The sequence below is a fragment of the Actinomadura rifamycini DSM 43936 genome, assembly GCF_000425065.1.
GTDB lineage: Bacteria > Actinomycetota > Actinomycetes > Streptosporangiales > Streptosporangiaceae > Spirillospora > Spirillospora rifamycini.
The window spans coordinates 254,566-279,861 of record NZ_AULB01000010.1; the positions used below are offsets into that span (position 1 = coordinate 254,566).

General features: G+C 74.9%; 23 protein-coding genes. 13 read left to right on the forward strand and 10 right to left on the reverse strand.

What is annotated here, in order from left to right:
* Positions 1 to 156 precede the first annotated feature (156 nt).
* From H505_RS0109880 to H505_RS47475, 3 genes are all read left to right on the forward strand, one after another.
* The gene (locus H505_RS0109880) at positions 157 to 819 is read left to right on the forward strand and encodes a response regulator transcription factor (protein ID WP_026401840.1); all 663 of its coding nucleotides are present in this window, start codon (positions 157 to 159) and stop codon (positions 817 to 819) included.
* Entirely contained in the window at positions 816 to 1,985 is a 1,170-nt protein-coding gene (locus H505_RS40995; protein WP_084550047.1) for a sensor histidine kinase, read from the forward strand. The genes H505_RS0109880 and H505_RS40995 overlap by 4 nt, the downstream gene beginning before the upstream one ends.
* Positions 1,986 to 2,430: 445 nt before the next feature.
* Complete coding sequence (locus tag H505_RS47475) at positions 2,431 to 3,543, forward strand: helix-turn-helix transcriptional regulator (protein WP_169528813.1); 1,113 nt, start codon at positions 2,431 to 2,433, stop codon at positions 3,541 to 3,543.
* 56 nt (positions 3,544 to 3,599) lie between these two features.
* Here H505_RS47475 and H505_RS47480 read toward each other — a convergent pair whose 3' ends face one another.
* The 3 genes from H505_RS47480 to H505_RS0109905 all read right to left on the reverse strand — a co-directional run bounded on the left by H505_RS47480 (position 3,600) and on the right by H505_RS0109905 (position 6,478).
* Positions 3,600 to 4,115 (reverse strand): ATP-binding protein, encoded by a 516-nt coding sequence (locus H505_RS47480; RefSeq protein WP_051300491.1) that lies wholly within the window; start codon positions 4,113 to 4,115, stop codon positions 3,600 to 3,602.
* A gap of 476 nt (positions 4,116 to 4,591) precedes the next feature.
* Complete coding sequence (locus H505_RS0109900) at positions 4,592 to 4,801, reverse strand: DUF3040 domain-containing protein (protein ID WP_026401842.1); 210 nt, start codon at positions 4,799 to 4,801, stop codon at positions 4,592 to 4,594.
* A 60-nt stretch (positions 4,802 to 4,861) separates the two neighbouring features.
* Entirely contained in the window at positions 4,862 to 6,478 is a 1,617-nt protein-coding gene (locus H505_RS0109905) for a glycoside hydrolase family 10-like protein (protein ID WP_034517320.1), read from the reverse strand.
* Between the two features lie 227 nt (positions 6,479 to 6,705).
* On the opposite strand from H505_RS0109905, the gene H505_RS0109910 reads away from it, so the two are divergent.
* The 7 genes from H505_RS0109910 to H505_RS41010 all read left to right on the forward strand — a co-directional run bounded on the left by H505_RS0109910 (position 6,706) and on the right by H505_RS41010 (position 13,444).
* Positions 6,706 to 7,752, forward strand: coding sequence for an Rv2578c family radical SAM protein (locus tag H505_RS0109910; RefSeq protein WP_026401844.1), 1,047 nt, complete (start codon positions 6,706 to 6,708; stop codon positions 7,750 to 7,752).
* Between the two features lie 88 nt (positions 7,753 to 7,840).
* The gene (locus H505_RS0109915) at positions 7,841 to 8,290 is read left to right on the forward strand and encodes a hypothetical protein (RefSeq protein ID WP_026401845.1); all 450 of its coding nucleotides are present in this window, start codon (positions 7,841 to 7,843) and stop codon (positions 8,288 to 8,290) included.
* 202 nt (positions 8,291 to 8,492) lie between these two features.
* A complete protein-coding gene (locus H505_RS0109920; protein WP_034517322.1) occupies positions 8,493 to 9,155 on the forward strand; it encodes a spermidine synthase family protein in 663 nt (220 codons plus the stop codon).
* A gap of 199 nt (positions 9,156 to 9,354) precedes the next feature.
* Positions 9,355 to 9,966 (forward strand): biotin transporter BioY, encoded by a 612-nt coding sequence (locus H505_RS0109925; protein WP_026401847.1) that lies wholly within the window; start codon positions 9,355 to 9,357, stop codon positions 9,964 to 9,966.
* A gap of 282 nt (positions 9,967 to 10,248) precedes the next feature.
* On the forward strand, positions 10,249 to 11,484 hold the full coding sequence (locus H505_RS0109930) for an isochorismate synthase (RefSeq protein ID WP_026401848.1): 1,236 nt from the start codon (positions 10,249 to 10,251) through the stop codon (positions 11,482 to 11,484).
* 211 nt (positions 11,485 to 11,695) lie between these two features.
* A complete protein-coding gene (locus H505_RS0109935; protein ID WP_026401849.1) occupies positions 11,696 to 12,178 on the forward strand; it encodes a cation:proton antiporter regulatory subunit in 483 nt (160 codons plus the stop codon).
* A 3-nt stretch (positions 12,179 to 12,181) separates the two neighbouring features.
* Positions 12,182 to 13,444, forward strand: a complete 1,263-nt coding sequence (locus H505_RS41010) for a cation:proton antiporter (RefSeq protein ID WP_034517324.1) — start codon at positions 12,182 to 12,184, stop codon at positions 13,442 to 13,444.
* A gap of 111 nt (positions 13,445 to 13,555) precedes the next feature.
* On the opposite strand, the gene H505_RS0109945 is transcribed toward H505_RS41010, so the two are convergent.
* Both H505_RS0109945 and H505_RS0109950 read right to left on the reverse strand, forming a co-directional pair.
* Complete coding sequence (locus tag H505_RS0109945; RefSeq protein ID WP_026401850.1) at positions 13,556 to 14,371, reverse strand: Fpg/Nei family DNA glycosylase; 816 nt, start codon at positions 14,369 to 14,371, stop codon at positions 13,556 to 13,558.
* Between the two features lie 55 nt (positions 14,372 to 14,426).
* Positions 14,427 to 15,512 (reverse strand): fatty acid desaturase family protein, encoded by a 1,086-nt coding sequence (locus H505_RS0109950; protein WP_026401851.1) that lies wholly within the window; start codon positions 15,510 to 15,512, stop codon positions 14,427 to 14,429.
* 263 nt (positions 15,513 to 15,775) lie between these two features.
* Between H505_RS0109950 and H505_RS0109955 the strand changes: the two genes are divergently transcribed.
* On the forward strand, positions 15,776 to 16,540 hold the full coding sequence (locus tag H505_RS0109955; RefSeq protein WP_026401852.1) for a tyrosine-protein phosphatase: 765 nt from the start codon (positions 15,776 to 15,778) through the stop codon (positions 16,538 to 16,540).
* Positions 16,541 to 16,707: 167 nt separating this feature from the next.
* Here the strand turns inward: H505_RS0109955 and H505_RS0109960 are convergent, their stop codons facing one another.
* From H505_RS0109960 to H505_RS0109980, 5 genes are all read right to left on the reverse strand, one after another.
* Positions 16,708 to 17,901 carry an MFS transporter gene (locus H505_RS0109960; RefSeq protein ID WP_157432953.1) on the reverse strand — a complete coding sequence of 398 codons (1,194 nt, stop codon included), beginning with the start codon at positions 17,899 to 17,901 and terminating at the stop codon, positions 16,708 to 16,710.
* Between the two features lie 102 nt (positions 17,902 to 18,003).
* On the reverse strand, positions 18,004 to 19,296 hold the full coding sequence (locus H505_RS0109965; RefSeq protein ID WP_026401854.1) for a cryptochrome/photolyase family protein: 1,293 nt from the start codon (positions 19,294 to 19,296) through the stop codon (positions 18,004 to 18,006).
* A gap of 57 nt (positions 19,297 to 19,353) precedes the next feature.
* Positions 19,354 to 21,024: a 2-succinyl-5-enolpyruvyl-6-hydroxy-3-cyclohexene-1-carboxylic-acid synthase gene (menD, locus tag H505_RS0109970; RefSeq protein WP_026401855.1), complete on the reverse strand. Its 1,671-nt coding sequence runs from the start codon at positions 21,022 to 21,024 to the stop codon at positions 19,354 to 19,356.
* The gene (locus H505_RS0109975) at positions 21,021 to 21,941 is read right to left on the reverse strand and encodes an o-succinylbenzoate synthase (RefSeq protein ID WP_233617486.1); all 921 of its coding nucleotides are present in this window, start codon (positions 21,939 to 21,941) and stop codon (positions 21,021 to 21,023) included. The genes menD and H505_RS0109975 overlap by 4 nt, the downstream gene beginning before the upstream one ends.
* A gap of 85 nt (positions 21,942 to 22,026) precedes the next feature.
* Entirely contained in the window at positions 22,027 to 22,926 is a 900-nt protein-coding gene (locus tag H505_RS0109980) for a 1,4-dihydroxy-2-naphthoyl-CoA synthase (protein ID WP_026401857.1), read from the reverse strand.
* 93 nt (positions 22,927 to 23,019) lie between these two features.
* Between H505_RS0109980 and H505_RS0109985 the strand changes: the two genes are divergently transcribed.
* Together H505_RS0109985 and H505_RS0109990 are read left to right on the forward strand one after the other, a co-directional pair.
* A complete protein-coding gene (locus H505_RS0109985; RefSeq protein ID WP_211238437.1) occupies positions 23,020 to 24,198 on the forward strand; it encodes an AMP-binding protein in 1,179 nt (392 codons plus the stop codon).
* A 66-nt stretch (positions 24,199 to 24,264) separates the two neighbouring features.
* Positions 24,265 to 25,269: a cation diffusion facilitator family transporter gene (locus H505_RS0109990; RefSeq protein WP_026401859.1), complete on the forward strand. Its 1,005-nt coding sequence runs from the start codon at positions 24,265 to 24,267 to the stop codon at positions 25,267 to 25,269.
* The last annotated feature ends 27 nt before the right edge of the window (positions 25,270 to 25,296 follow it).

Genomic DNA, 25,296 nt, shown 5'->3' on the forward strand with positions numbered 1-25,296 from the left:
CTCATGCCGACGGTTGTACGCGGCACCCGGGTCCGGCCCGGTCGCAGCGGCCGCGACCGGGCTGAGACCGGGGATCTGGCATCGTTGACGAATGGCACCTCGACCCCGTGGACGGATCGGCCGCCCCGCCCGCACGACGGCCGGCGGTGAGCGGTGGTGAGGGTCCTCGTCGTCGAGGACTTCGAGGTCCTCGCCCGCTCCCTCGGGACCGGGCTGCGCCGCGAGGGCATGGCCGTCGACGTCGTCCTGGACGGGACCGCCGCCCTCGACCGCCTGGCCGTCACCCGCTACGACGTGGTGATCCTCGACCGCGACCTGCCCGGCGTCCACGGGGACGAGGTCTGCCGGCGGCTCGCCCACGACCGCCGCGACACCCGCGTGCTGATGCTCACCGCCTCCGGCACGATCGAGGACCGCGTCGACGGCCTCAGCCTGGGCGCCGACGACTACCTGCCCAAGCCGTTCGCGTTCGCCGAACTGGTCGCCCGCGTCCGTGCTCTGGCCCGCCGCGCCACCCCGCCGCTACCGCCCACCCTGGCATGCGGGGACATCACCCTCGATCCGGCCCGCCGCACCGCGTTCCGGGCCGGCCGGCGCCTCGAGCTGAGCCCCAAGGAGTTCGCCCTGCTCGAATGCCTGCTCGCCGCACCGGGCCTGGTCATCTCCGCTGAGGAGCTACTCGAACGCGTCTGGGACGAGGCCGCCGACCCCTTCAGCAGCGCCGTCAAGCACACCATGCACCGGTTGCGGGCCAAACTCGGCGACCCGCCCGTGATCGAGACCGTCCGCCAGGGCGGCTACCGCATCGGGTCGACATGACCTCCCCGCAGCCCGCCAGAAGGTCCCTGCAGACACGGCTCGCGCTCGCCTACGCGGCGGGCATCTACGCCGCCGGGGTCTTCGTGCTCGTCCTCGTGCTCGTTCCGCTGGCCAGCGTCGACGCGGCCACGCCCAAGGGCCGGCCCTCATCGAGCGTGACCACCGGAGCCGGGCGCGGGATCAGCCTGGCCCAGCTCCTCACCGGGTCCGCCGTCGCCCTGGTCGTCCTGATTCCCGTCGCCCTGGCCCTCGGCTGGTTCGTCGCCGGCCGGTTCCTGCACCCGCTGCGCACCATCACCGCCACCGCCAAGAACATCTCCACCGGCAACCTGCACCGGCGCCTCGACCTCGGCGAGCCCGCAGACGAGCTGACCGAGCTCGGCCGCACCCTCGACGACCTGTTCGCCCGCCTCCAAGCCTCCTTCGACGCCCAACGCCACTTCGTCGCCAACGCCTCCCACGAGCTGCGCACCCCCCTGGCCGGGCTGCGCACCCTCCTCGAGGTCGCTCTCGCCGACCCCGATGCCGACACCGACACGCTGCGCTCGGCCTGCCGGGAGGCCCTCGCCCTCGGCGAACACCAAGAGGGGCTCGTCCGAGCACTGCTCGCTCTGGCCACCAGCGAGCGAGGTGTCACCCGCTGGGACAGCCTCGACCTCGCCCAAGTCGTCGAAGGAGCGCTCGCCTCCCGCCGCGCCCAAGCAGCGGCGAGAGGCGTCGACCTCGCCGAACACCTAACGCCCGCGGTGGCGGCCGGGGACCCGAAACTGATCGAGAGCCTCGTCGCCAACCTCATCGACAACGCCATCCGCCACAACCACGCAGGCGGGCACGTGGACATCACGACTCAGACTTCCGGCACGCGGGTGGTCCTGACGGTCGCCAACAGCGGGCCGGTCATCCCCGGCAACGAGATCCGGCGCCTCTTTCACCCCTTCCAAAGATTGGCGCCCGATCGCAACGGCCGCCGCGACGGCTACGGTCTCGGCCTCGCCATCGTCGACGCCGTCGCCCAAGCCCACCACGCCGCCCTCACCGCCGACGCACGCGCCGAAGGCGGCCTGTCCATCGCCGTACAGTTCGCGCACGTGCCCCATCCGCCCCATCCGCCCCATCCACACCTCCAACATGAGGGGAAAGGGCTTCGCGGCGCGTCCCGAAGATGAACACTCCGTGGCCTTGGCCGCCATTGCCTTGGCCGCCATAGCATCCCAAGGGACCCGCGAGACCCGAGGACTCGGCCGTTTCATAGGTCCTCGCCTGTGAAACACCGCGCCACCTGCACGCCGTGCAGCGCGTATTTCGTTTCATGGGTTGTTGCAAACGGCTCGACCCGTGCAACCGCACTGCGGAGCTGCCGTGCCCGGCCGGCGCCGGGGCCGAGCCGGCCGGCACCCGTGCATCGGGTACGCCCGTCCGCCGGTCGCTGGACACACGAACTGCTTTCCGGCGTTCGCTCCGGGGCCCGGTGTGCGTCGTCGCCGTGGCCTGGGGGTTCGCGGGGGCGGGCCGTGCCGCCGGGCGCACGCGGGCGGGTCGGGGGCCGGGGTGCGGGGATTGAGGCGCCCGCGCCGGCGCATGAAGCGGGCGCGTCGGGTGACCATGGAGGGCGTGGAACGCGCAGATCGGTTGCTGCTGCTGGTCGCCGAGCTCCGCGGTGCGGCTCCCGAGCCGCTGCGGCCGCGGGAGCTGGCGGACCGGCTGGGGGTCGGTGAGCGGACGGTGCGGCGGGACCTGGAGCTGCTGGCGGCCGGGGGGCTGCCGGTGCGGGCGGGGCCGGGCGGCGGGCATGTGCTGGAGGAGCCGCCGCGGCCGGTGGTGGGCGAGGCGGAGTCGCTGACGGGGCCGGTGCGCGACACGCTCGCCGAGGCGGTGCGGACGCGGCGGGTGGTGCGGCTGGCCTACACCGACCGGGCGGGGGCGCGGACGCTGCGGGACGTGGAGGCGTCGGGGCTGGTGACGGCCCCCCACGGGGAGTACCTGGTGGGGTGGTGCCTGACGCGGGAGGGGCCGCGGCGGTTCCGGCTGGACCGGATCGGCGCGGCGTACCTGGCGGGCCGGGGCGCGCGGGTGCGGGAGCTGGAGGAGCTGCTGGCGGCGCTGCGGGTGCCGTTGCCGCGTCCGCCGTTGCCGCGTCCGCCGTCCGCGCCGGACCGGCGGCGGGGGCCGGGCGGGGCGCGCGCGTGGACGCTGGAGCGGGTGGAGCGGGTGCGGGGGCGGCTGCGGGAGGAGGCGGCGGCCGTCCGGGACGGCGGGGAGGGCGCGGCGGCGCTGCGGGCGGTGGCGGGGCATCTGGCGGAGTGGACGCGGTGGCAGGCGGCGGCGGTGCGGGCGGCGGCGACGGGCGGTGAGCCGGTGCTGGAGGGGCGCCGTCCGCCGTTCCCGGAGGGGTTCGGGCGGGCGACGACGTACGCGGCGCGGGAGCGGATGATCCAGGACGCGATGGCGCCGCGGTCGCTGGCGGAGGTGCTGCGGGATCTGCAGGAGGTGCTGGAGGGGGCGGCGCACTGGGCGGCGGGGTGCGACGACGCGCTGTGGGAGGGGGTGCTGCCGGATCCGCGGCCGTACGGGCCGCCGGGCGGGCCGCGTCCGCTGGCGGAGCTGCTGGCGGGGCCGCGGGGGCCGCTGGATCATGTGGAGTGGCATCTGGACCGGCTGGGCGAGGGGGCGGTGCCGGACGGGCGGGGGGTGCGGGCGGTGGAGCGCTGCCCGCTGCGCCCCTGACGCGTGGGGCCGACGGGTGCGGACGGGGGCAAAAGGGTGCGGGGGGGGCGTGCGGGTCAGGGCCGGTCGGGTGCGGGGCGGGCGGCGGGGCGGTGGCCGTCGCCGGGGGTGAGCAGCCGGCTGAACCAGACGGTCTTCCCGCCCCCGTCGGTGTCGCCGTGGGCGCGGGTGCCGTAGTCGGTGGCGAGTGCGGCGACGAGGAGGAGGCCGCGTCCGGCTTCGTCCCAGATGGGGACGTCGGCGGGCGGGGGCGGGGGCGCGGCGGCGCGGCCGTCGGTGACCTCGCCGGTGAGGCGGCGGCCGGTGAGGCGCAGGCGCAGGCGGACGGGTCCGGTGCCGTGCAGGACGGCGTTGGTGACGAGTTCGTCGACGATGAGGACGACGTCGTCGGCGTCGTCGGGGTCGGCGACGCGCCAGTCGTGCAGCGCGGCCGCGGTCAGGGCGCGCGCCGCCGCGGCGGCGGCGGGCAGGGCCGGCAGGTCCCAGGAGGCCGCGCGCGCGTCCGGCCGGGCGGGCCCGTCGGCGTTCCCGATGTCGGCGGTGGTTCCGGTGGTGTCCCCCGCTGTGTCCACTGGTGGTTCTCCTCACCCGTGCGGTTCCCGGACGGTCGGTGCCGGGACGGTGGTGCCGCCGCGGTCGTCGGCGTCCTGTTCGTCTTCTGGGACGCGGGCGGGGCGGGCGCGGTGCACCCGTGCACGCAACCGTCACCGCGCGGTGAGGCGAGTGGTGTCGGGCGGTGAGGCGGGCGGCGGGTGAGCGGTGACACGCCGGGCTCGGGGGGCGGGTGGAATGAGCAGTGCCCGGTTGCCGTTACAGTGGTTGGCGTCGGTGTGGCTTGTGTCCCCCGGGCTCTACCCATCGCCTTCGAGGAATACCGCCGGTCCCTTCGCGGGCCGGGCCGGAGCTTCGTTGTGCCTTTCGCCGCGAGGCGACCACCACACCGGCCTCGACGCCGTGGCCCCGGCGGGATTTCGGTCCCGCCGGGGCCACGGCGCTTTTTCGTCGCCGCTTCGTGGTCGCCGCGCTCCCCGTCGCCGGGGCCGCGCCGTCAGGTGATGGCGGTCGCGATGCCGATCGCGATCGCGGCGACGACCGCCAGGACGGCGACGGACGCGGCCGCGATGACCCGGACGCGGCGGCCGCGGCCGGGCCCGCGGTCGCCGAGCCGGGCGAGCCGATGGGCCAGCCGCGGGTCGTCCTCGCTCAGGCGGACCTCGATCTGGGTGAGGATCCGCTGCTCCTCCATCGACAGCGCCATGCTCATACCTCCGGGGGGCGGCCGGTCAAGTGACTGGTTCTTCCCCACAGATCATGATCATTATCCTTCCGGGGCGGCGGCCGTTGCGCCGCGCGCGGGCGGGCTCTCGCGGTGGTACCGGTCGACGGCGGTGACGTAGTAGGTGTAGGTCCGGCCGGGTTCGGCGGTGGGGTCGATGATGCCGCCGCCGCGGACGTCGGCGATGAGCCGGTCGGGGTCGACGGCGGCGCACTCGTCGCCTTCGCCGTCCACCCGGTACACCGCGTGGGAGGCGGCGTCGGGCGAGGGCTTCCAGCGGACCTCGACGCCGTCGGCGTGGGCGCGCGCGGTGACGCCGTGCGCGGGCGCGGGCGCGCCGTCGCCTTCCCCGTCGTCGCCGGTGCCGTTGGGGGCGATGACGGGCGGGATGGCGGGGCGGGCGTAGTGCTCGTCGCGCAGGCGGGTGGCGAACCCGTCGGTGTTGTCCATCAGGTTGGAGGCGCTGAAGTAGACGTCGCCGTCGACTTCGGGGTGCTCGGCGTTGAGGGACAGGTGCCGGGTGAGCTCGGCGGGGTCGTTCCAGGCGCCGCCCTGCCCGACGCGGTAGGCGCCCTGCCCGATGTAGAGGCGGACGTCGGTGCCCTTGACCTGCTCGGACCACCAGCCGACGAGTTCGGCGTAGTCGGCGGCGGGGTCCCCGATCGGCCAGTACAGCTGGGGTGTGACGTAGTCGACCCAGCCTTCCTTGATCCAGGTGCGGGTGTCGGCGTAGACGTCGTCGTGGCTCTGCAGGGCGCGGGTGTCGGACCCGGCGGGGTCGGTGGTGGCGTTGCGCCACACGCCGAACGGGCTGATGCCGAACCGGACGTGCGGCTTGGCGGCGTGGATCTTCTCCGAGACGGTCCGCACGAGGGTGTTGACGTTGGCGCGGCGCCAGTCGCCGAGGTCCTGGCCCTTGCCGTGGGCGCGGTGGGTGGCCTGGTCGGGGAACGCGCCGTCCTCGGGGTAGGGGTAGAAGTAGTCGTCGAAGTGGACGGCGTCGATGTCGTACTTGTTCACCACGTCAAGGACCGAGGCGGTGACCAGTTCGCGGACCTCGGGGACGCCCGGGTCGTACCACAGGCCGTCGCCGTACTCGCGGACCCATGCGGGGTTGCGGCGGGCGGGGCTGTCGGGCGCGAGCTTTTTCAGGTCGGTCTGGCGGCTGACGCGGTAGGGGTTGAACCAGGCGTGGAACTCCAGGTTGCGGGCGTGCGCCTCCTTCAGCAGGAAGTCCAGGACGTCGTAGCCGGGGTCCTTGCCGGGCTCACCGGTGATCCACTGCGACCAGGGCTCGTGCGGGGAGTCGTAGAACGCGTCGGAGTTGGGGCGGATCTGGACGAACACGGCGTTCATGTTCATCGCGGCGGCGCGGTCGAGCAGGCGGGTGTACTGCTTCTTCTGCTCGGCGGCGGACGCGCCGGGGTCCTTGGGCCAGTCGATGTTGCCGACGGTGGCGATCCATATGCCGCGCAGCTCGCGGCCCTTCGCGCCGTCGGGGGCGGGCACGCCGGAGCATTCGGCGGGGGCCCCCGCGGCGGGCGCGCGGGAGCCGGCGCGCTCGTCGCCGCCGAGCGCGGTCAGGGCGCAGCCGGCGAGCGCGCCCGCCGACACCAGCGACGCGGCGGCGGCCATCCGGGTTCTGTTCAGCCATGACATAGCGGTTCATTGTTACCCACTTGTTGCGGTGCTGCGTCCATAACGGCGGGACAACCTGCGGCGATGTTGCGTTCTTCGAACACGTGTTCCATTCTGGTGGGGGTGCCGGCGCGATGACCGGCGGCGACGGCACCCCATCGGTCGAACGCACCGCACGACCGCGCACGGGAGCCCGCCCCGCGGGGGCGCGGGCTCCCGGCACGACACGAAGGGACAAGGGGGCCGCAATGCGCTGGGACCACCTGCGGCTCGACGACGGCGGCACCGGACGACCGGACGCACCGCTGATCGAACGCCGCGCCGTCACCCGCACGTTCGACACGCCCGGTTTCCGCGGCATGACCTTCTACGAGGTGCGCGCCCGCACGATCATCAACCGGGTGCCGGACGCGGCGCGGGTGCCGTTCCGGTGGACGATCAACCCCTACCGGGGCTGCTCGCACGCCTGCACGTACTGCTTCGCGCGCCGCACCCACGAATACCTCGACCTGGACGCCGGCGCCGACTTCGACTCCCGGATCGTGGTGAAGGTCAACGCCGCCGAGCGGGTCCGGGCGGAGCTGGCCGCGCCGCGGTGGCGGGGCGAGCCGGTCGCGATGGGCACCAACGTCGACTGCTACCAGCGGGCCGAGGGCCGCTACCGGCTGATGCCGGGCATCATCACCGCCCTCGCCGACGCCGCGAACCCGTTCTCCCTCCTGACCAAGGGCACGCTGATCCTGCGGGACCTGCCGCTGCTGGCCGACGCCGCCGCCCGCACCCGCGTCGACACGGCGGTGTCGGTCGGGTCGCCCGACCCCGAACTGGCGCGGCTGGCCGAGCCGGGCGCCCCCGCGCCGCGGCGGCGCCTGGAGGTGTGCGCCGCGCTGAACGAGGCGGGGGTGGGCTGCTCGGTGCTGATGGGCCCGGTCATCCCCTACCTGTCGGACTCCCCCGCGCAACTGGACGCGGCGGTGCGGGAGATCGCGGCGGCGGGCGCGACGTCGGTCGCCCCGATCGTCCTGCACCTGCGCCCGGGCGCCCGCGAATGGTTCCTGGGCCGGCTGCGCGAGCACCACCCGGACCTGGTCGCCCCCTACGCGCGGCTCTACGGGAGCGGCGCGTACGCCCCCGCGCGGTACCGGCGCGAGATCGCCGCGCGCGTCCGGGAACTTGCCGAGCGCCACGGGGTGGGAGCGCGGCCGGGCGCCGCGCGCCCGCCCGCGGGCGGCGCGGCCGCGCCCGGCGGCCGGCCCGAGGAGCCGGGCGGGCCCCGGCAGCTCACGTTGATGTGACCCTCCGCCCGCCCGGCGGACGGCGGCGGGACGGGCGGAGGGCGCGGGGGCGGTGGATGGGGCGGCGGGTTTCGGGTAGCGCGGAGTCATGGACAGGTTGACTCGCGGGCTGGTCGCCGGCGCCGCCGGAACCAGCGCCCTCAACGTGGTGACGTATCTGGACATGGCGGTGCGGGCGCGCCCGGCCAGCAGCACCCCCGAGCAGAGCGTGGAGAAGATGGCCGACCTGGCCGGCGTCGGGCTCGGGGCCGAGGACCGCGCCGAGAACCGCAAGGCGGGCCTGGGCCCGCTGCTGGGCTACGGGACCGGCGCGGGCGCCGCACTGGTCTACGGGCTGCTGGCCGGGCGGCGGCGGATCCCGCTGCCGGCGGCGGCGCTGGCGCTGACGGGCCTGGCGATGGCGGGCTCGAGCGCCCCGATGACGGCGCTCGGGCTCACCGACCCCCGCACATGGTCGGTGTCGGACTGGCTGATGGACGCGGTACCGCACCTGGCGTACGGGGCGGTCGCGGCGGGCGTGTACGCCGCCCTGCGCTGACACCGCCCGAGCCGCGGCCGAGGACGCGGGCCCGCCCGCGGCCGGTCGGCGCAGGGCGGGCCGCGAGGAGGACCGGACGGTCGTCGGCGGCCGCATCCGCACAGTACGTACCGACCGGCTGCGGGACGCCGAACCCGGAACGCCGTCCCGGAGGCACCGCCCCGGACACCCCCGTCCCGCGCGCGCCGGTAGGGTCGGGCCCATGACGGCGGAGGTGGTCGAGCGCGCCGCGGGCGTCGGCGGGGAGCTGGTGCTGCGCCGCGACGGCGCCCACTACGAGATCATCAGCAACGGCGTGTTCCTCATGGACACCCGCGACGGCAGGTCCGAGCGGCTGCTGGTGCGCGCCGCCGCCGACGGGCTCGCCGCCCCCGCCCGGATGCTGATCGGCGGGCTCGGCGTCGGGTTCTCCCTCGCCGAGGCCCTCGCCCTCCCCCAGATCGCGCACGTCACCGTCGTCGAACGCGAACCCGCCGTGATCGGCTGGCACCGGTCGCTGCTGCGGCCCTGGTCGCGCGGCGCCCTCGACGACCCCCGCGTCACCGTCGAACACGCCGACCTGCTCGACGTCCTCACCGGTCCCGCCGCGGGCCGCTACGACGCCCTGTGCCTGGACGTCGACAACGGCCCCGACTGGACCGTCACCCCCGGCAACGCCCGCCTCTACGGGCCCGACGGCCTCGCCCTGCTGACGTCCCGGCTGACGCCGCGCGGGACGCTCGCGGTGTGGAGCGCGGGCTCCGCGCCCGGCTTCGAGGCGCGGCTGCGGGACGCGTTCGCGCGGGTGGAGGCCCTGCCCGTCGAGGTGCCGCGCGGGGAGCCCGACATGGTCTACCTGGCCAAAGAGCCCGTCCCCGCCGCCTGACCCGGCACTTGCCCGGCCCCCGGCGATCGCCGGGCCGCCGCCGGTTCCGGGCCGCGCGCGCGGCCCCGCGGCACCGCGGCGAGCCGAACCGCGGGCGGAACCGACAAAACCGCGGCGGTCGTTTCTGTGGACCGCGACGACCACCGCTCGAGCGCCGTTCGCTAAGTTTCGACCGGACAACACCTTTATGGGAGGTTCAGTGGCTACTGCCCACGCAGCTCACGCCCACCCGGCCCAGCGCCGCCCCGCCGTGCTGGGCGACCTGCTGCCCGGTTCCCTGACCCGCGACGCCGCGCTCATCACCGGATCCGCCGTGTTCGTCGGGATCGCCGCGCAGATCGCCGTCCCGGTGCCCGGCACCCCCGTCCCGGTCACCGGCCAGACGTTCGCGGTCCTGCTGGCCGGCGCCGCCCTCGGCCCCGCCCGCGCCGCCCTGGGCATGGCCCTGTACCTGCTCGCCGGGATCGCCGGCGTCCCGTGGTTCACCGACGGGTCGTCCGGCGCGGGCGCCCCCAGCCTCGGCTACGTCATCGGGTTCATCGTCGCGGCCGCCGTCGTCGGCCGCCTCGCCGGCCGCGGCGGCGACCGCACCCCGCTGCGCACCGCCGCCACCATGCTCACCGGCACCGTGATCATGTACGCGGCCGGAGTGCCCTACCTCATGGCGGCACTGGGCGTCGACCTCGGCCGCGCCCTGGACCTCGGCGTCGTACCCTTCCTGGCCGGCGACGCCCTGAAGGTGCTCGCCGCCGCCGCGCTGCTGCCGGCCGCGTGGCGGCTCACCGGCGCGGGCCGCGACCGGTCCGCCTGACGGCCCGCCCCGCCCCGGCACCCGCCGGGACCGGCCCGGCGCGCGAACGCGGCACCCGCCGCCGCGCGCCGGGCCGACGGCGTCCCGGGCCCGCCACCGGACGGCCCGCCCCCGGACGCCCCGACCTGCGCGTTGTTCAAAGCCCGGCAGCCCGGGGAAGCGCCGACCCACGGGACGCGCACCCCCGCGGGCGCGGCGGCCCGCCCGATGTGGCCGATGCCTCACCCGGACCCCCCGACCCGCCTGTTTGAACGGGTTCAAATCTCCCGTACAGTGGCTCACGTGAAGCTCGCAGTGACCGCACCGGACCGTCTCGCCGTCCGCACCGTCCCGGTCCCCGACCCCGGCGACCTCATCGCGCGGCTTCCCCACCCCACCGCCCTCGCCTGGATCCGCCACGGCGACGGCATCGTCGGCTGGGGCGAAGCCGCCCGCATCCCCGTGCCCCCCGGCGACGACCGCTTCGCCACCGCCGCACGGCACCTCGCCGACCTGTTCGCCGCCGCCGACATCGACGACCCCGTCGCCCTCCCCGGCACCGGCCCCGTCGCCTTCGGCGCCTTCGCCTTCGACCCCGACTCCCCCGGCTCCGCCCTCATCGTCCCCCGCCGCGTCCTCGGCCGCCGCGACGGCCGCGCCTGGCTCACCACCATCGGCGCCCCCGACACACCCCCCGAACCCCACCGCCCACCGGCCGCCCCCACCGGCCTCCACTGGACCGACGGCGCCCTCACCCCCGACCAGTGGAAAACCGCCGTCGCCGCCGCCGTCACCCGCATCCGCCACGGACACCTCGGCAAAGTCGTCCTCGCCCGCGACCTGCACGCCCGCGCCACCGACCCCATCGACGCGCGCGTCCTGCTCCGCCGCCTCGCCGACCGCTTCCCCGGCTGCTACACCTTCTCCTGCGACGGCATGGTCGGCGCCACCCCCGAACTCCTCATCCGCCGCGCCGGCGGCGACATCGAATCCCTCGTCCTCGCCGGCACCACCCCCCGCGCCGCCGACCCCGCCGAGGACGCCGCCCGCGCCGCCCGCCTCACCGCCTCCACCAAGGACCGCGAAGAGCACCGCTACGCCGCCGACATGGTCCGCGACGCCCTCGCCCCCCTCTGCAGCACCCTCCACGTCCCCACCGAACCCGAACTGCTCCGCCTGCCCAACCTGCTCCACCTCGCCTCACCCATCCGCGGCCGGCTCACCGGCGACCGCTCCGTCCTCGACGTCGTCGCCGCCCTCCACCCCACCCCCGCCGTCTGCGGCACCCCCACCGGCACCGCCATGCACCTCATCCGCGAACTCGAAGGCATGGACCGCGGCCGCTACGCCGGCCCCGTCGGCTGGGTCGACGCCCGCGGCGACGGCGAATGGGGCATCGCCCTGCGCTGCGCCCAACTCGACGGCCCCCGCGCCCGCCTGTTCGCCGGCTGCGGCATCGTCGCCGACTCCGACCCCGCCGCCGAACTCAGCGAAGCCGACCACAAGTTCGGCGCCATGCGCCACGCCCTGCACAACTGACCGGCACGGCCGACCGGCACCGCCACGACCGACGCAACCCCAGGTCAACCCCGCCCCCGGCTACCGCACCACCGCCCACATCTGCGATCATGACGGGCTGTGACCCCGGCCCGACCGGGTAGCGTCGAACGGCAGAACGTGCCCGCGAAGGCCCCCACAGCCGCCCCGGGCACCACCGCCCCACCATCCGAACCGGAAAGAACACAGCACCGTGGACCTCGAACGCACAAAACTCCCCGGCATCGGCCTCCAGCACGTCATGACCACGGCACGCGGCCGCCAACTCGGCGTCATCTCCCACCGCACCGGCCGCCGCGACCTCGTCATCTACGACAAAGAGGACCCCGACAGCTGCATCGCCACCGTCGCCCTCACCGTCGAAGAGGCCAACGCCATCGCCGAACTCCTCGGCACCGGACGCGTCCTGGAGCACCTCGCCGAACTCCAGCGCCAGGTCGGCGGGCTGAACACCGAACAACTCCCCATCACACCCGGCTCCCCCTACGACGGACGCACCCTCGGCGACACCCGCGCCCGCACCCGCACCAGCGCCTCCATCGTCGCCGTCGTCCGCCAGGACCGCATCATCCCCAGCCCCACACCCGACTTCACCTTCGCCCACGGCGACACCGTCGTCGTCGTCGGCACCGCCGAAGGCACCACCGCCGTGGCCCGTATCCTCACCGACGGCTGACATATGCACTCGACCCTCCAGCTGATCGAAATCGGCGCCATCATCCTCGCCCTCGGCCTCCTGGGCGCCGTCTCCACCCGCTTCTCCATCTCCCCCATCCCCCTCTACCTCATCGCCGGCCTCGCCTTCGGCACCGGCGGCATCTACCCCCTCACCACCAGCGAGGACTTCATCTCCATCGGCTCCGAAATCGGAGTCATCCTCCTGCTGTTCACCCTCGGACTCGAATACACCGCCGACGAACTCGTCGGCACCCTGCGCACATCCGCGCCCGTCGGCCTCGCCGACCTCGTCCTCAACGCCGCCCCCGGCGTCATCGCCGCACTGCTCCTCGGCTGGGGACCCGTCGCCGCCGTCGCCATGGGCGGCGTCACCTACGTCACCTCCTCCGGCATCACCGCCAAGGTCATGGGCGACCTCGGCTGGCTCGGCAACCGCGAAACACCCGCGGTCCTGTCCATCCTCGTCTTCGAAGACCTCGCGATGGCCGTCTACCTGCCGATCCTCACCGCCCTCCTCGCCGGCGCCGGACTCGTCAGCGGCTCCATCACCCTCGCGATCGCCGCCGGAACCATCACCATCATCCTCATCATCGCGCTCCGCTTCGGATCGCTCGTGGAACGCTTCGTCCACAGCCCCAACGAGGAAGTCCTGCTCCTGAAGGTCCTCGGCCTCACCATGCTGGTCGCCGGAATCGCCCAGCAACTCCAGGTCTCGGCCGCCGTCGGCGCCTTCCTCGTCGGCATCGCCCTGTCCGGCAGCCTCGCCCACCAGGCACAGAAGCTCCTCGCACCCCTGCGCGACCTGTTCGCCGCGGTGTTCTTCGTGTTCTTCGGCCTCCACACCGACCCCTCGGACCTGCCGCCCGTCCTGCTCGTCGCCGCGCTCCTGGCCGTCGCCGGCATCGCCACCAAGCTCGGCAGCGGATGGCTCGCCGCCCGCAACGCCGGCGTCACCCTCACCGGACGCCTGCGCGCCGGCGCCGCCCTCGTCCCCCGCGGCGAATTCAACATCGTCATCGCGGGCCTGGCCGTCAGCGCCGGCATCAACCCCGAACTCGGGCCCCTCGCCGCCGCCTACGTCCTGATCCTGGCCGTCGCCGGCCCGATCCTGGCCCGCGGCGCCGAACCCATCGCCGCCCTCGCGCGCAACAAGCGAGCCCGGCGCAAGGGACGCACACCGCAAACCGACGACGACGTGCCCGTCTCCACCCAGCACAATGCCGTGGAAACCTCCGCCGGCGACGAATCCCTCACCGGACGCTGACCGCCCCCCAACCGGCGAAACGCAGACCGGCGAGCACGACACCGATGCCCGGTGCGCCCCCACGGGCGCACCGGGCATCACCGTCCTACGACCACAACCGAAACCCGGAACTCACACCGCAGACGGCTGGCACCCCGGACACCAGAACAAATTCCGCCCCGCCAGCACCGCCGACCGCACCTCCGCACCGCACACCAGACACGGCAACCCCGCACGCCGGTACACGTACACCTCACCACCATGATCATCCACCCGCGGCGGCCGCCCCATCGCCTCCGGCATGTGCTCCGCCCGCACCGTATCGATCCGCCCCGTCCGCACACCCTCCGCCATCAACACCACCAGATCCGCCCACAACGCCGACCACACCCCACGCCCCAGCGCACGCCCCGGCACCATCGGATCCACCCCCTGCCGGAACAGCACCTCCGCACGGTAAATGTTCCCCGGACCCGCCACCACCGCCTGATCCATCAACAACGCCGCCACCGGCACCCGGCTCCGCGAAATCCGCCGCCACGCCTCATCGGGATTCGCGTCCCCCCGCAACGGATCCGGCCCCAGCCGATCCCGCAGCCGCTTCACCTCACCCGGCTCCAGCAGCTCGCACGCATTCGGACCCCGCAGATCCGCGAACCCCGCCGACCCCGTCAACCGCAACCGCACCGCACCCACCGGCGCAGGCGCCGGCACCCCGCCGAACACCAGCTTCCCGTAAATCCCCAGATGCACATGCAACACCGCATCATCATCGAACCGCACCAGCAGATGCTTACCGTGCGCGTCCGCCTCCACCAGCACCCGCCCGTCCAGACGCGCCGCCCCCGCGGCGAACCGCCCCTGCGGGCTCTCGGCGGCAACGCGACGGCCGCCGAACATCCGCTGATGCTCGGCGGCCAGACGATGAATCGTGTGTCCCTCGGGCATGATCAGGCAAGCATACGACCCCGCACACCCGCCCACCGCCCCGACACCGGACCCGCTAGCGCCGCGCCGCCTCCGCCCGCAGCTCCGCACCCACCTCGCGCATATGCCCCAGCGCCTGCCGGTACGACTCCACCAGCCCCGTCTCCGTGTACGGCAGCCCCACCCGCTCGCAGTGCTCCATCACCAGCGGCCGCACCCGCCGCAGACTGCACCGCGGAATCCCCGGGAACAGATGGTGCTCGATCTGGTAGTTCAACCCGCCCATCAACCAGTCCACCACCGCACCACCGCGCACGTTCCGCGACGTCAGCACCTGCCGCCGCAGATGACCCCACCGCGCACCCGGCTCCGGCATCTCCATCCCCTTGTGGTTCGGCGCGAACACCGACCCCAGATGCACACCGAACAGCGCGTGATGCACCAGGATCAGCACCACGGCCTTCCCCGGCGACAGCAACGTGAACGCCAGCCCCAGATACGCCGCCACATGCAGCAGCAGCAGACCCCCCTCCAGAAGCTGCGCCCGACGCGACCGCCCCCGCAGGAACAGCAGGCTGCCCGCCTTCAGGTTGAACCCCTCCAGCGTCAGCAGCGGGAAGAACAGCGCCGCCTGGTGCCGCGCCAGCCACCGCAGCGGACCGCGCTGCCGCGCCGCCTGCTCCTCGGTCCACGCCAGCACCCCCTCACCGACGTCCGGGTCCTTCCCGACGTGGTTCGGATTCGCGTGGTGACGGTTGTGCTTGTCGTTCCACCACCCGTGCCCCATCCCCAGCAGCAGGTTCCCCAGCAGCAGCCCCAGCCACTTGTTGCCCCGCGCGGTCCGCGCGATCTGCCGGTGCCCCGCGTCATGCCCCAGGAACGCCGTCCGCGCCGACACCACGGCCAGCGGCACCCCCAGCAGCACCGACCACCACGAAGCGCCCGCCCACGCGATCGCCGCCCACACCGCGGCCGTCGCCGCCAGGTTCAGCGAGATCGCCCGCGCGTAGTAGGCGGGCCGCCGGTCCAGCAGCCCGCCCTCCCGGACCCGCCGCGCGAGCGGAGCGAAATCGCTCCCGCCCGCCCGGCCCGGCGGGGACGCCGGCGCGGACGGGGACGGGGACGGCGGCGGCGCGACGACGGCGGACGGGCCAGCGGGCATGGGCGCTCCAATCGGGAGGGCTGTGCGGAGAGACGACTCCGGAATACGACCAACGCCGAACACGCTATGGATGCGCGGGCCGGTGCCACTCCCCGCTGCCGAGCCATCCCGCGTCTGGCTCCCAGGTCTCGGTCCGCACCGCCGAAAGTAGTCCCTTCGACCGATACGCGAACGGCCGGCGGGGTGCGAACGTCCCTACCCCGCGGTGCGAACCATGCCCTTCCCCCTACAACCGACAGACCGGCCATATAGGGTCACAAGTCATGAGCGGTGACACTCGGTGGATCGAACTCGACGGCGCGGTCAACGCACGGGACCTCGGCGGACTCCCCACGGCCGACGGCCGCACCACCCGGCGCGGACGGGTCCTGCGCTCCGACAACCTGCAGGACCTCAGCGTCGCCGACGTCCGCGTCCTGTGCGACGACTACACCCTCAAGAACGTCGTCGACCTGCGCAGCGAGACCGAGATCCGGCTCGAGGGCCCCGGCCCCCTCAACCGCGTCCCCTCCATCACCGTCCACCAGCTCCCGCTCCTGCCCGAAGGCGGCCACCGCACCGACGTCACCGCCGACACCACCGCGGCCGCGCTGCCCGCCCAGGAACGCTCCACCGCCCACTACCTCGGCTACCTGCGCGACCGCGCCGACTCGGTCGTCGCCGCGCTGCGCGTCATGACCCGCACCGACGGGTCCACCCTCGTGCACTGCGCCGCCGGCAAGGACCGCACCGGCGTCATCTGCGCGATGGCCCTGGAGGCCGTCGGCGTCACCCGCGAGGCCGTCGTCGCCGACTACGCCCAGACCGGCGAACGCCTCGACGCCGTCCTGGCGCGCCTGCGCGCCACCGACACCTACGCCGCCGACCTCGACGGACTTCCCGCCGAAGCCCACCGGCCCGACCCCGCGATCATGGAGAAGGTCCTGGCGCGCCTCGAGGAGGAGTTCGGCGGCGCGGTCGGCTGGCTCACCGCCCACGGCTGGACCGACGAGGACACCCAGGCCCTGCAGGACCGCCTCCTCAACTGACCGGCCGAACCCGCGAAGCGAGACGAGCAAGGCCGCTTTCCGTCGTAGAAGGCTTGTGGTTTTGGGTTTATTTGTAGATCTGACACGGCCCGGGCCTTTACATAGTAAGTTGAAGGCTTGATTTTCTGTCGTGCCTTCTCATACCGGAGAGCGACGCCGGCCTCGGGTCAGCGTCGTTCGGGAGACGACGGCACCGCCTCGGGGGCCGCCGGCTCCGCCCGTCCGATCCCCTCCCCCTGCGGGGCGCGAGGAGGCCGGAGCACGGCGGCGGACAGGAAGCCCAGCGCCGCCAGTCCCCCCATCGCGGCGGTGGCGGCGCCCGCGTCGAACGCCTCCCCCACCGCCAGGCCGCCCGCGAACGCGACCACTCCCGCCATGAACCGGAGCAGGCCGTTGTAGGAGCCGACCCGGCCCTCCGGGGCGCGGCGGACGATCGTCTGGAACGCCCCCGGGTCCACCAGGCCGGTGCCGAGGCCGGTGAGGGCGGCCGCCGCCACCAGCACCGCCGTCCGCCACTCCCCTGCGACGGGCAGCGCGGCCAGGAACAGGTAGCTCGCGCCCGCGCAGAACAGTCCGCCGCGCAGCACCCACGGACGTCCGGCCCGTCCGGCCACGAACGGCTGGACGCCCGCGGTGACGGCGGCCGACGCGCAGAAGAACAGCGTGGCCGGACCGGAACCGGCGACGCTCAGCGGGACCACGGTCACCGCCTGGGTGGCGAGCAGCGTGGTGGGCGCGGCGACGACGCAGAACCGCACGAACGCACGATCGCCGACGACCTCCGCGACGCCGCGCACGAGCGAACGGGCGGGCGCACGGCCCCCGCCGGGCCGCACGACCGGACGGTCACGCTCCAGCAGGGCGAACAGCACGGCCGCGACTACCCACGCCGCCGCGGCCACCGCCGTCACGAACGCGAACCCGCCGCCGAGCAGCAGCAGCCCGGCCGGCGGCCCCGCGACCGCGGCGACCTGGCCCGACACCACGTTCAGCGCGAAGCCCCGCGGCCGGCGCTCCGGCGGAAGCCCCGCCAGCAGCGCCTGCACCGCGGGATGCAGCAGCGCTCCGCCGACGGCCAGCAGCAGCGCCGCGGCGAACAGGACCCGGACGTCGCCGACCGCCCCCAGCAGCAGGAGCGCCGCCGCCCGAAGCACGCCCGCCAGCATCCCGGCCCGCCGGGCCCCGAGCCGGTCGACCAGCGCCCCGAGCGGCAGGAACAGCGCGTACTGAACGGCCACGCGCAGCCCGAGCACCAGCGCGATCGTCCCGGCGACGAGCCCCACGTCGTCGCGCAGGTGCGCGACCAGATGGCTCATCACCGCCCAGTAGCCGAGCGCGGCGGACAGCTGCACGCAGACCACGACCGCGATCACACGGCGCGCCGCCGACAACGTTCCAGACAAGATCACCAACCGGGGAGGGGAGCGATCCGATGCTAGCGGCCCCCGGCCGGCGGCCCCGCCTCACTCCAGGTCGACGATGGGCGGCGGGTAGCCCAGGGCCCGGCGCCGCTCCTCCGGCAGCCGCCACGGACGGTGGACGTCCCCGCCCGCGACCGGCGCCAGCTCCGGCACGTACGCGCGGACGTAGTCGCCGTCGGGGTCGAACCTGGACGCCTGCCGCAGCGGGCTCAGCGTCCGGTTCGGCCGCGTGTCGTTGCCCGTCCCCGCGACCCACTGCCAGTTCCCCGCGTCGTCGGCGACGTCCCCGTCGAGCAGCCAGGCGTCGAAGTGCGCCAGGCCCTCCCGCCAGTCGACCCGCAGGTTCCGGGTGAGGAACGACGCGGTGATCATGCGGGCGCGGTTGTGCATGAACCCCTCGCGGCGCAGCTGCCGCATCCCCGCGTCGACGATCGGCACCCCGGTCGTCCCCTCCCGCCACGCGTCCAGCGCGTCCCGGTCGCGGTTCCACCGGTGCCCGCGCGGACGGTAGTCGCGGCGCGGCAGCTCGGGGAACGCGGCGGCGACCTGGTGGTGGAAGTCCCGCCACGCGAGCTGCCGCCGGAACCCCTCCCCCGCCGCGTGCTCCAGCTCCAGCGGCGACACGCACCCGAACCGCAGGTACGGGCTCAGCCGGGACGTGCGGTCGGCCGCCAGATCGTCGCGGACGTCGTCGTACACCGCGGCGTCGCGGCGCAGCCACGCCTCCAGGCGGCCGCGGCCCGCCCGCTCCCCGCCCTCGGGCACGTCCGGGGAGAAGGGCCCGGACGTCAGCGCGTCCAGCGGCGGCAGCGGCCCCGCATCGACGCCCGGCGCCACCCGCACCGCCTCCGGGACGGGCGCGACGGGGCGGCGCGGCGCCCGCTCCCAGGCCCGCCGGTACGGCGTGAACACCCGGTAGTGGTCGCCGCTCGCGGGCGCCACGCCGCCCGGCGGCACGACCGTCACACCCGGATGGACCGACACCTCCAGCGGCAGCCCCCGCAGCGCGGCCAGCCGCCGCATCGCGAACGCCGACCGGTCCTCGGCCAGCGCCACCGCACCCGCGCCCGTCCGCTCCGCCAGCTCCGCCACATGCGCGACCGGGTCCCCGCGCCGCACCACCAGGTCCCCGCCCAGCTCCCGCAGCGACCCCCGCAGGCAGCGCAGCGCGTCCAGCAGGAACCGGACCCGGTTGGGCGCGGCGGACCGCCCGCCCAGAATCGCGTCGTCGAGCACGAACAGCGGCACCACGCGCGCCGCCCGGCACGCGTGCACCAGCGCCGGATTGTCCCGGACGCGCAGATCCCGCGTGAAAAGCACGATCGAGGTGTCCACCCCGGCATCCTGCCCGCCCCGCCCCCCGGCAAGCCGCACCGCCGGGCGCGGACGCCCCTACAGTTCGAGGACCTCGCGGACCGCCGCGTACGCCGCCTTGCGCATCTGCCCGTGCAGCACCGCGTTCGCGTCCCGGTCCGTGCGGGCCTCCACGATCCGCAGCCCGTCCCCCGTGATCGCCTTCGGCAGGTCCGCGGCCGCCTCCAGCCGCCGGTACGGGACGCCGTGCGCCGCGGCGATCGACTCCACGTCCACCCGGTGCGGCGTCCCGAACACCCGCTCGAACGGATCCTGCAGCGCCGCCTGCGGCAGCAGCGAGAAGATCCCCCCGCCCTGGTTGTTCACCACCACGATCGCCAGATCCGGCCGCGGATCGTGCGGCCCCACCACCAGCCCGTTCTGGTCGTGCAGGAACGCCAGATCGCCCAGCAGCGCGTACGAGCGGCCCGCGTGCGCCAGCGCCGTCCCCATCGCCGTCGAGATCAGCCCGTCGATGCCCGACGCGCCCCGGCTCGCCATCACCCGGATCCCCCGCCGCGGCCGCATCACCTGGTCCAGGTCCCGGATCGGCATGCTCGCCGCCGCGAACAGCAGCGACCCGCCCGGCAGCGCCGCCACCAGATCCCGCGCCAGCCGCGGCTCACTGACCTCCGGGACCGCGTCCAGCACCGCGTCCACCGCCGCGGCCGCCGCCCGGTCGGCGGCCCGCCACGACCTCAACCACGCGTCGTCGCCCGACACCACCGGGATCTCCACCTCCGGCGCCACCTGCGTCGCCGACCGCACCGGATCCGGCCAGTGCGCCAGATCGGGCGCTAGCACGATGTGCTCATCGGCGCGCCGCAGCAGCGACAGCAGCGGCCGCGACAGCCCCGGCTTGCCCAGCGTCACCACCACCTCCGGGCGGTGCCGCTCCGCGAACTCCGGAATCCCCAGCAGGAAGTGGTACGACGTCAGCGCGTGGTCCCCGTACCGCGCGTTGCCGTTCGGCTCCGACAGCACCGGCCAGCCCGCCATCGACGCCGCCGCCACGTACCGCTTGACGTTCACCGCGCCGTCCCCGACGACCAGCACCCCGCGCCGCGTCGGCGGCACGTGCAGCACCGAACCCGGCGTCGCCGCCCGCACCTTCGTCCACGCGCCCGGCCCGTCGCCGTCCAGCGGCTCGCACCACGACCCGTCCCCGTCCGGGACCAGCGGCTCCCGGAACGCCGCGTTCAGATGCACCGGCCCCCGGACCGGCGCCTGCGCCAGCCCCCACGCCCGGCTCACCAGCGAACGCCAGTACGCCACCATCCCCGGGCGGTTCTCCGGCGCACCGATCTCGGTGCTCCACCGCACCGCCGTCCCGTACAGCTTCACCTGGTCGATCGTCTGGTTCGCGCCCGTGTCCCGCAGCTCCGGCGGACGGTCCGCGGTGATCACGATCAGCGGCACGCCCGACTGGTGCGCCTCGATCACCGCCGGATGGAAGTTCGCCGCCGCCGTCCCCGACGTGCACACCAGCGCCACCGGACGGCCCGACCGCTTCGCCAGCCCCAGCCCGAGGAACGACGCCGACCGCTCGTCGATCCGCACGTGCAGCCGCAGCCGGCCCGCCTTCTCCGCCGCGTGCATCGCCAGCGCCAGCGGCGCCGACCGCGACCCCGGCGCCAGCACCGCGTCGGTCATCCCGCAGCGCAGCAGCTCGTCCACCAGGACGGTCGCCAGCGCGGTCGCCGGATTCACGCCCCACCCCCCAGCAGGGCCCCGGCCTCCTCGGCCCGCCGCCGCCACCCGTCCGCGGGCGCCTCGAACCGGGCCAGCGCCGCCTCGTCCACCACCGGGCGCCGCACCGCGATCGCCCCGCCGGACGGCCGCAGCGGATCGTCCACCACGTCCCCCTCCAGCAGCGACAGCGTGCCCAGCCCGCACGCGTACGGCAGCTCCGGCAGCGCCGCCGCCAGCGCCACGCCCGCGGCCAGCCCCACCGACGTCTCCACCGCGCTCGACACCACCACCGGCAGCCCGCACGCCTCCGCGACCCGCAGCGCCGCCCGGACCCCGCCGAGCGGCTGCACCTTCAGCACCGCCACGTCCGCGGCGCCCGCCGCCCGCACCTTCAGCGGATCCTCCGCCCGCCGGATCGACTCGTCCGCCGCGATCGGCACGTCCACCCGCCGCCGCACCTCCGCCAGCTCCTCCAGCGTCGCGCACGGCTGCTCGGCGTACTCCAGCTCCCACCGGTCCAGCGACCGGATCATCCGGGCCGCGTGCTCCACGTCCCAGCCGCCGTTGGCGTCCACCCGGATCCGCCCGTCCGGCCCCAGCGCGGACCGGACGGCCTCGACCCGCTCGAGGTCGTCGGCGTCGCCCTGCCCGCGCTCGGCCACCTTCACCTTCGCGGTCCGGCACCCCGACCCGGCCGCCGCGGACGCCATCGCGTGCGCCCGCTCGGCGTCCACCGCGGGGATCGTCGCGTTCACCGGCACCCGGTCGCGCACCGGCGCGGGCCAGCCCCGCTCCGCGGCCTCCCGCGCCGCCGCCAGCCAGCGGGCGGACTCGGCCGGGCCGTACTCGGCGAACGGCGAGAACTCCCCCCACCCGGCCGGCCCCTGGATCAGGGCGCCCTCCCGGCGCGTGATGCCGCGGAACCGCGCCCGCATCGGGATGGAGTAGACCCGCACCCGCTGAACCCCCAGACTGTCCGCCGAATCACGCTATTGCAGACCACGCCGTCCGTACGACCGTTTAGTAGTACCACGGGAAGCGCGACCAGTCGGGGTCGCGCTTCTCCAGGAACGAGTCCCGCCCTTCGGCCGCCTCGTCCGTCCCGTACGCCAGCCGCGTCGCCTCACCGGCGAACACCTGCTGCCCCACCAGACCGTCGTCGATCAGGTTGAACGCGAACTTCAGCATCCGCTGCGCCGTCGGGCTCTTGCCGTTGACCTTCCGCGCCCACTCCAGCGCCGTCGCCTCCAGCTCCGCGTGCGGGACGACCGCGTTCACCATCCCCATCCGGTGCGCGGCCTCCGCGTCGTACTCGTCGCCCAGGAAGAAGATCTCCCGCGCGAACTTCTGCCCGACCTGCCGCGCCAGGTACGCCGAACCGAACCCGCCGTCGAAGCTGGCCACGTCCGCGTCCGTCTGCTTGAACCGCGCGTGCTCCCGGCTCGCGAGCGTCAGGTCGCACACCACGTGCAGGCTGTGCCCGCCGCCCGCGGCCCACCCCGGCACCACGCAGATCACGACCTTGCCCATCATGCGGATCAGCCGCTGCACCTCCAGGATGTGCAGCCGCCCCGCCCGCGCCGGGTCGATCGTGTCCGAGGTCTCGCCCTCGGCGTACTTGTAGCCGTCCTTCCCGCGGATCCGCTGGTCGCCGCCCGAGCAGAACGCCCACCCGCCGTCCCGCGGGGACGGCCCGTTCCCCGTCAGCAGCACGCACCCCACGTCGCTCGACATCCGCGCGTGGTCCAGCGCCCGGTACAGCTCGTCCACCGTGTGCGGGCGGAACGCGTTGCGCACCTCCGGCCGGTTGAACGCCACCCGCACCGTCCCGTGCTCCACCGCCCGGTGGTAGGTGATGTCGGTGAAGTCGAATCCCTCGACCTCACGCCAGGCGTCCGCGTCGAACAGCTCCGAGACCATGTGTCCTCTATCCACCTCTCCGTCGGGGGCGCCCCCATTCAACCGGCCGCCGATTCGAACGCGTTCAGCGGGGTCGTCTACCCTGATGAGATCATGGACCGCCGCCTGCACGCCGTCGTTCTCCCGCCCGGCCCCCGCCTGTTCGCCGCGCTCACCGCCGCCCTCGACGGCACCGGCCCCGCGATCTGCCCCCTGCCCCCCGGCCTGCCCGCGCCGGCCCTCGCCGCCATGCTGGACGCCCTCGCCCCGCACGCCGTCGAGACCGCCGACGGCGTCGCGCCGCACGCGGGCCGCGGCGAGCCCGTCGCCGACGGCACCGCCGTCCTCATCGCCACCTCCGGCTCCACCGGCACCCCCAAGTTCACCGAGCTGTCCGCCGCCGCCCTGCGCCACTCCGCCGCCGGCACCCTCGCCCGCATCGGCGCCGCGCCCGGCGACCGCTGGCTGTGCTGCCTGCCCACCAGCCACATCGCCGGCGTCCAGGTCCTGGTCCGCGCCCTCGTCGCCGGCACCGAACCGGTCATCATGCCGAGGTTCGACCCCCTCGACCTCGCCGCGGCCGCCCCGCCCGGCGCGCACGTCGCGCTCGTCCCCACCCAGCTGCGCCGCCTCGCCGACGCCGGCGCCGACCTGGGCAAGCTCGGCGCCATCGTGCTCGGCGGCGCCGCCGCCCCGCCCGGCCTGCTCGCCGCCGCCCGCGACCGCGGCGCCCGCGTGTTCACCACCTACGGGATGAGCGAGACCTGCGGCGGCTGCGTTTACGACGGCACGCCCCTGGACGGCGTCCGCGCCGGGCTCACCGCCGACGGCCGCATCCGCCTCGCCGGGCCGTCGCTGTTCACCGGCTACCGGCTGCGGCCCGACCTGACCGCCGCCGCCCGCGACGGCGACTGGTTCGTCACCGGCGATCTCGGCGCGTTCGACCCGGCCGGGCGGCTGCGCGTCCGCGGCCGCGTCGACGACGTCATCAACACCGGCGGCGAGAAGGTCGTCGCCGGCGAGGTCGCCGCCGCGCTGGCCCGCCACCCGAAGATCCGCGACGTCGTGGTCGTCGGGCGCCCCGACCCCGAGTGGGGCGAGCGCGTCACCGCCGTCGCCGTCCCCGCCCCGGGCGCGCCGCCCTCGCTGGACGAGCTGCGCGCGTTCGTCCGCGCGACGATGCCCGCCCACGCGGCGCCGCACGAGCTCGAGTTGCGCGAGCGGATCCCGCTGCTGCCGTCCGGCAAGCCCGACCGCGCCCGCCTCCGCGACGCGGGAGCCCACGCCCCCTGAGCGTCGGGCTCCAGGGCGGGCGTCCCCGGGGGCATGGGCCCCGGGCGCCGGGGGATGACGACCGGCATGGCCGATCATCGGGACCCGGGGAAGGCCGGGGAGAGCGGGCCGACCGTCGCGCTGGCGTTCCTGGCCAACCTCGGCATCGCCGTCGCCAAGATCGTCGCGGCGCTGCTCACCGGATCGGCGTCGCTGGCCGCCGAGGCCGCGCACTCGGTCGCCGACACCTTCAACGAGGTCCTGCTGATGGCGGGGCTGCGCCGCAGCGGCCGTCCCGCCGACCGGCGCCACCCCCTCGGCTACGGCATGGAGCGCTACATCTGGACGCTCCTGGTCGCCGTCGCGATCTTCGGGATGGGCGCGCTGTTCGCGTTATACCAGGGCGTGCAGACGCTTACCGGGCACACCGCCGAGGAGGCCGACCCGCTCGTCGGGTACGCCGTCCTCGGCGTCTCCTTCGTGCTCGAGGCCGTGTCCTGGCAGCAGGCCCTCCGGCAGGTCCGCGCCGCCGCCCGCGGCGCGGGCCTGCCGGTCGCCGCGTACATGCGCCGCACCGACGACCCGCCCGCGATCAGCGTCCTGCTGGAGGACTCGGCCGCGCTGATCGGCCTGCTGCTGGCGTTCGGCGGCCTCGGCCTGCACCACCTCACCGGCTCGGCCGTCTGGGACGGCGTCGGCTCGGTGCTGATCGGCGTGCTGCTGACCGCCGTCGCGCCCGTCCTCGGCCGCATCAACCTCGACCTGCTGATCGGCAACCAGGCGGATCCGCGGCTGGTCGCCGACGTCCGCGCCCGGCTCACCGCGGCCCCCGAGGTGGAGTGGCTCGTCGACATCGTCACGATGACGGTCGGCGCGGACCGGGTGCTGGTGTGCGCGCGGCTGGACTTCCGCGACGCGATCGCCTCCGCCGAGCTCGAGCGCGCGTGCGTCCGGATGGCGCGCGAGCTGCGGGAGGCGCACGCCGAGATCGACGAGGTGTTCCTCGAGCCGGTCCCCCGGGACGATCCTGAGCTGCGCGAACGCGTCGTCGCGCGTTATGGTCGACCATTGCGGCCGAAACGCTCGGAATGACGGAAGTCGCACCACCCGTTGCCTTTA

Excerpts from the sequence above, each read along its gene's own strand:
- H505_RS0109980 (WP_026401857.1), bottom strand. The coding sequence starts at position 22,926 with ATGGTCTCGGAGCTGTTCGACGCGGACGCCTGGCGTGAGGTCGAGGGA.
- H505_RS41010 (WP_034517324.1), top strand. The coding sequence starts at position 12,182 with ATGCACTCGACCCTCCAGCTGATCGAAATCGGCGCCATCATCCTCGCC.
- H505_RS0109920 (WP_034517322.1), top strand. The coding sequence starts at position 8,493 with ATGACGGCGGAGGTGGTCGAGCGCGCCGCGGGCGTCGGCGGGGAGCTG.
- H505_RS0109900 (WP_026401842.1), bottom strand. The coding sequence starts at position 4,801 with ATGGCGCTGTCGATGGAGGAGCAGCGGATCCTCACCCAGATCGAGGTC.
- H505_RS0109950 (WP_026401851.1), bottom strand. The coding sequence starts at position 15,512 with ATGCCCGCTGGCCCGTCCGCCGTCGTCGCGCCGCCGCCGTCCCCGTCC.
- H505_RS40995 (WP_084550047.1), top strand. The coding sequence starts at position 816 with ATGACCTCCCCGCAGCCCGCCAGAAGGTCCCTGCAGACACGGCTCGCG.
- H505_RS0109990 (WP_026401859.1), top strand. The coding sequence starts at position 24,265 with ATGGCCGATCATCGGGACCCGGGGAAGGCCGGGGAGAGCGGGCCGACC.
- H505_RS0109945 (WP_026401850.1), bottom strand. The coding sequence starts at position 14,371 with ATGCCCGAGGGACACACGATTCATCGTCTGGCCGCCGAGCATCAGCGG.
- H505_RS0109985 (WP_211238437.1), top strand. The coding sequence starts at position 23,020 with ATGGACCGCCGCCTGCACGCCGTCGTTCTCCCGCCCGGCCCCCGCCTG.
- H505_RS0109910 (WP_026401844.1), top strand. The coding sequence starts at position 6,706 with ATGCGCTGGGACCACCTGCGGCTCGACGACGGCGGCACCGGACGACCG.
- H505_RS0109955 (WP_026401852.1), top strand. The coding sequence starts at position 15,776 with ATGAGCGGTGACACTCGGTGGATCGAACTCGACGGCGCGGTCAACGCA.
- H505_RS0109905 (WP_034517320.1), bottom strand. The coding sequence starts at position 6,478 with ATGTCATGGCTGAACAGAACCCGGATGGCCGCCGCCGCGTCGCTGGTG.
- H505_RS0109975 (WP_233617486.1), bottom strand. The coding sequence starts at position 21,941 with ATGCGGGCGCGGTTCCGCGGCATCACGCGCCGGGAGGGCGCCCTGATC.
- H505_RS0109915 (WP_026401845.1), top strand. The coding sequence starts at position 7,841 with ATGGACAGGTTGACTCGCGGGCTGGTCGCCGGCGCCGCCGGAACCAGC.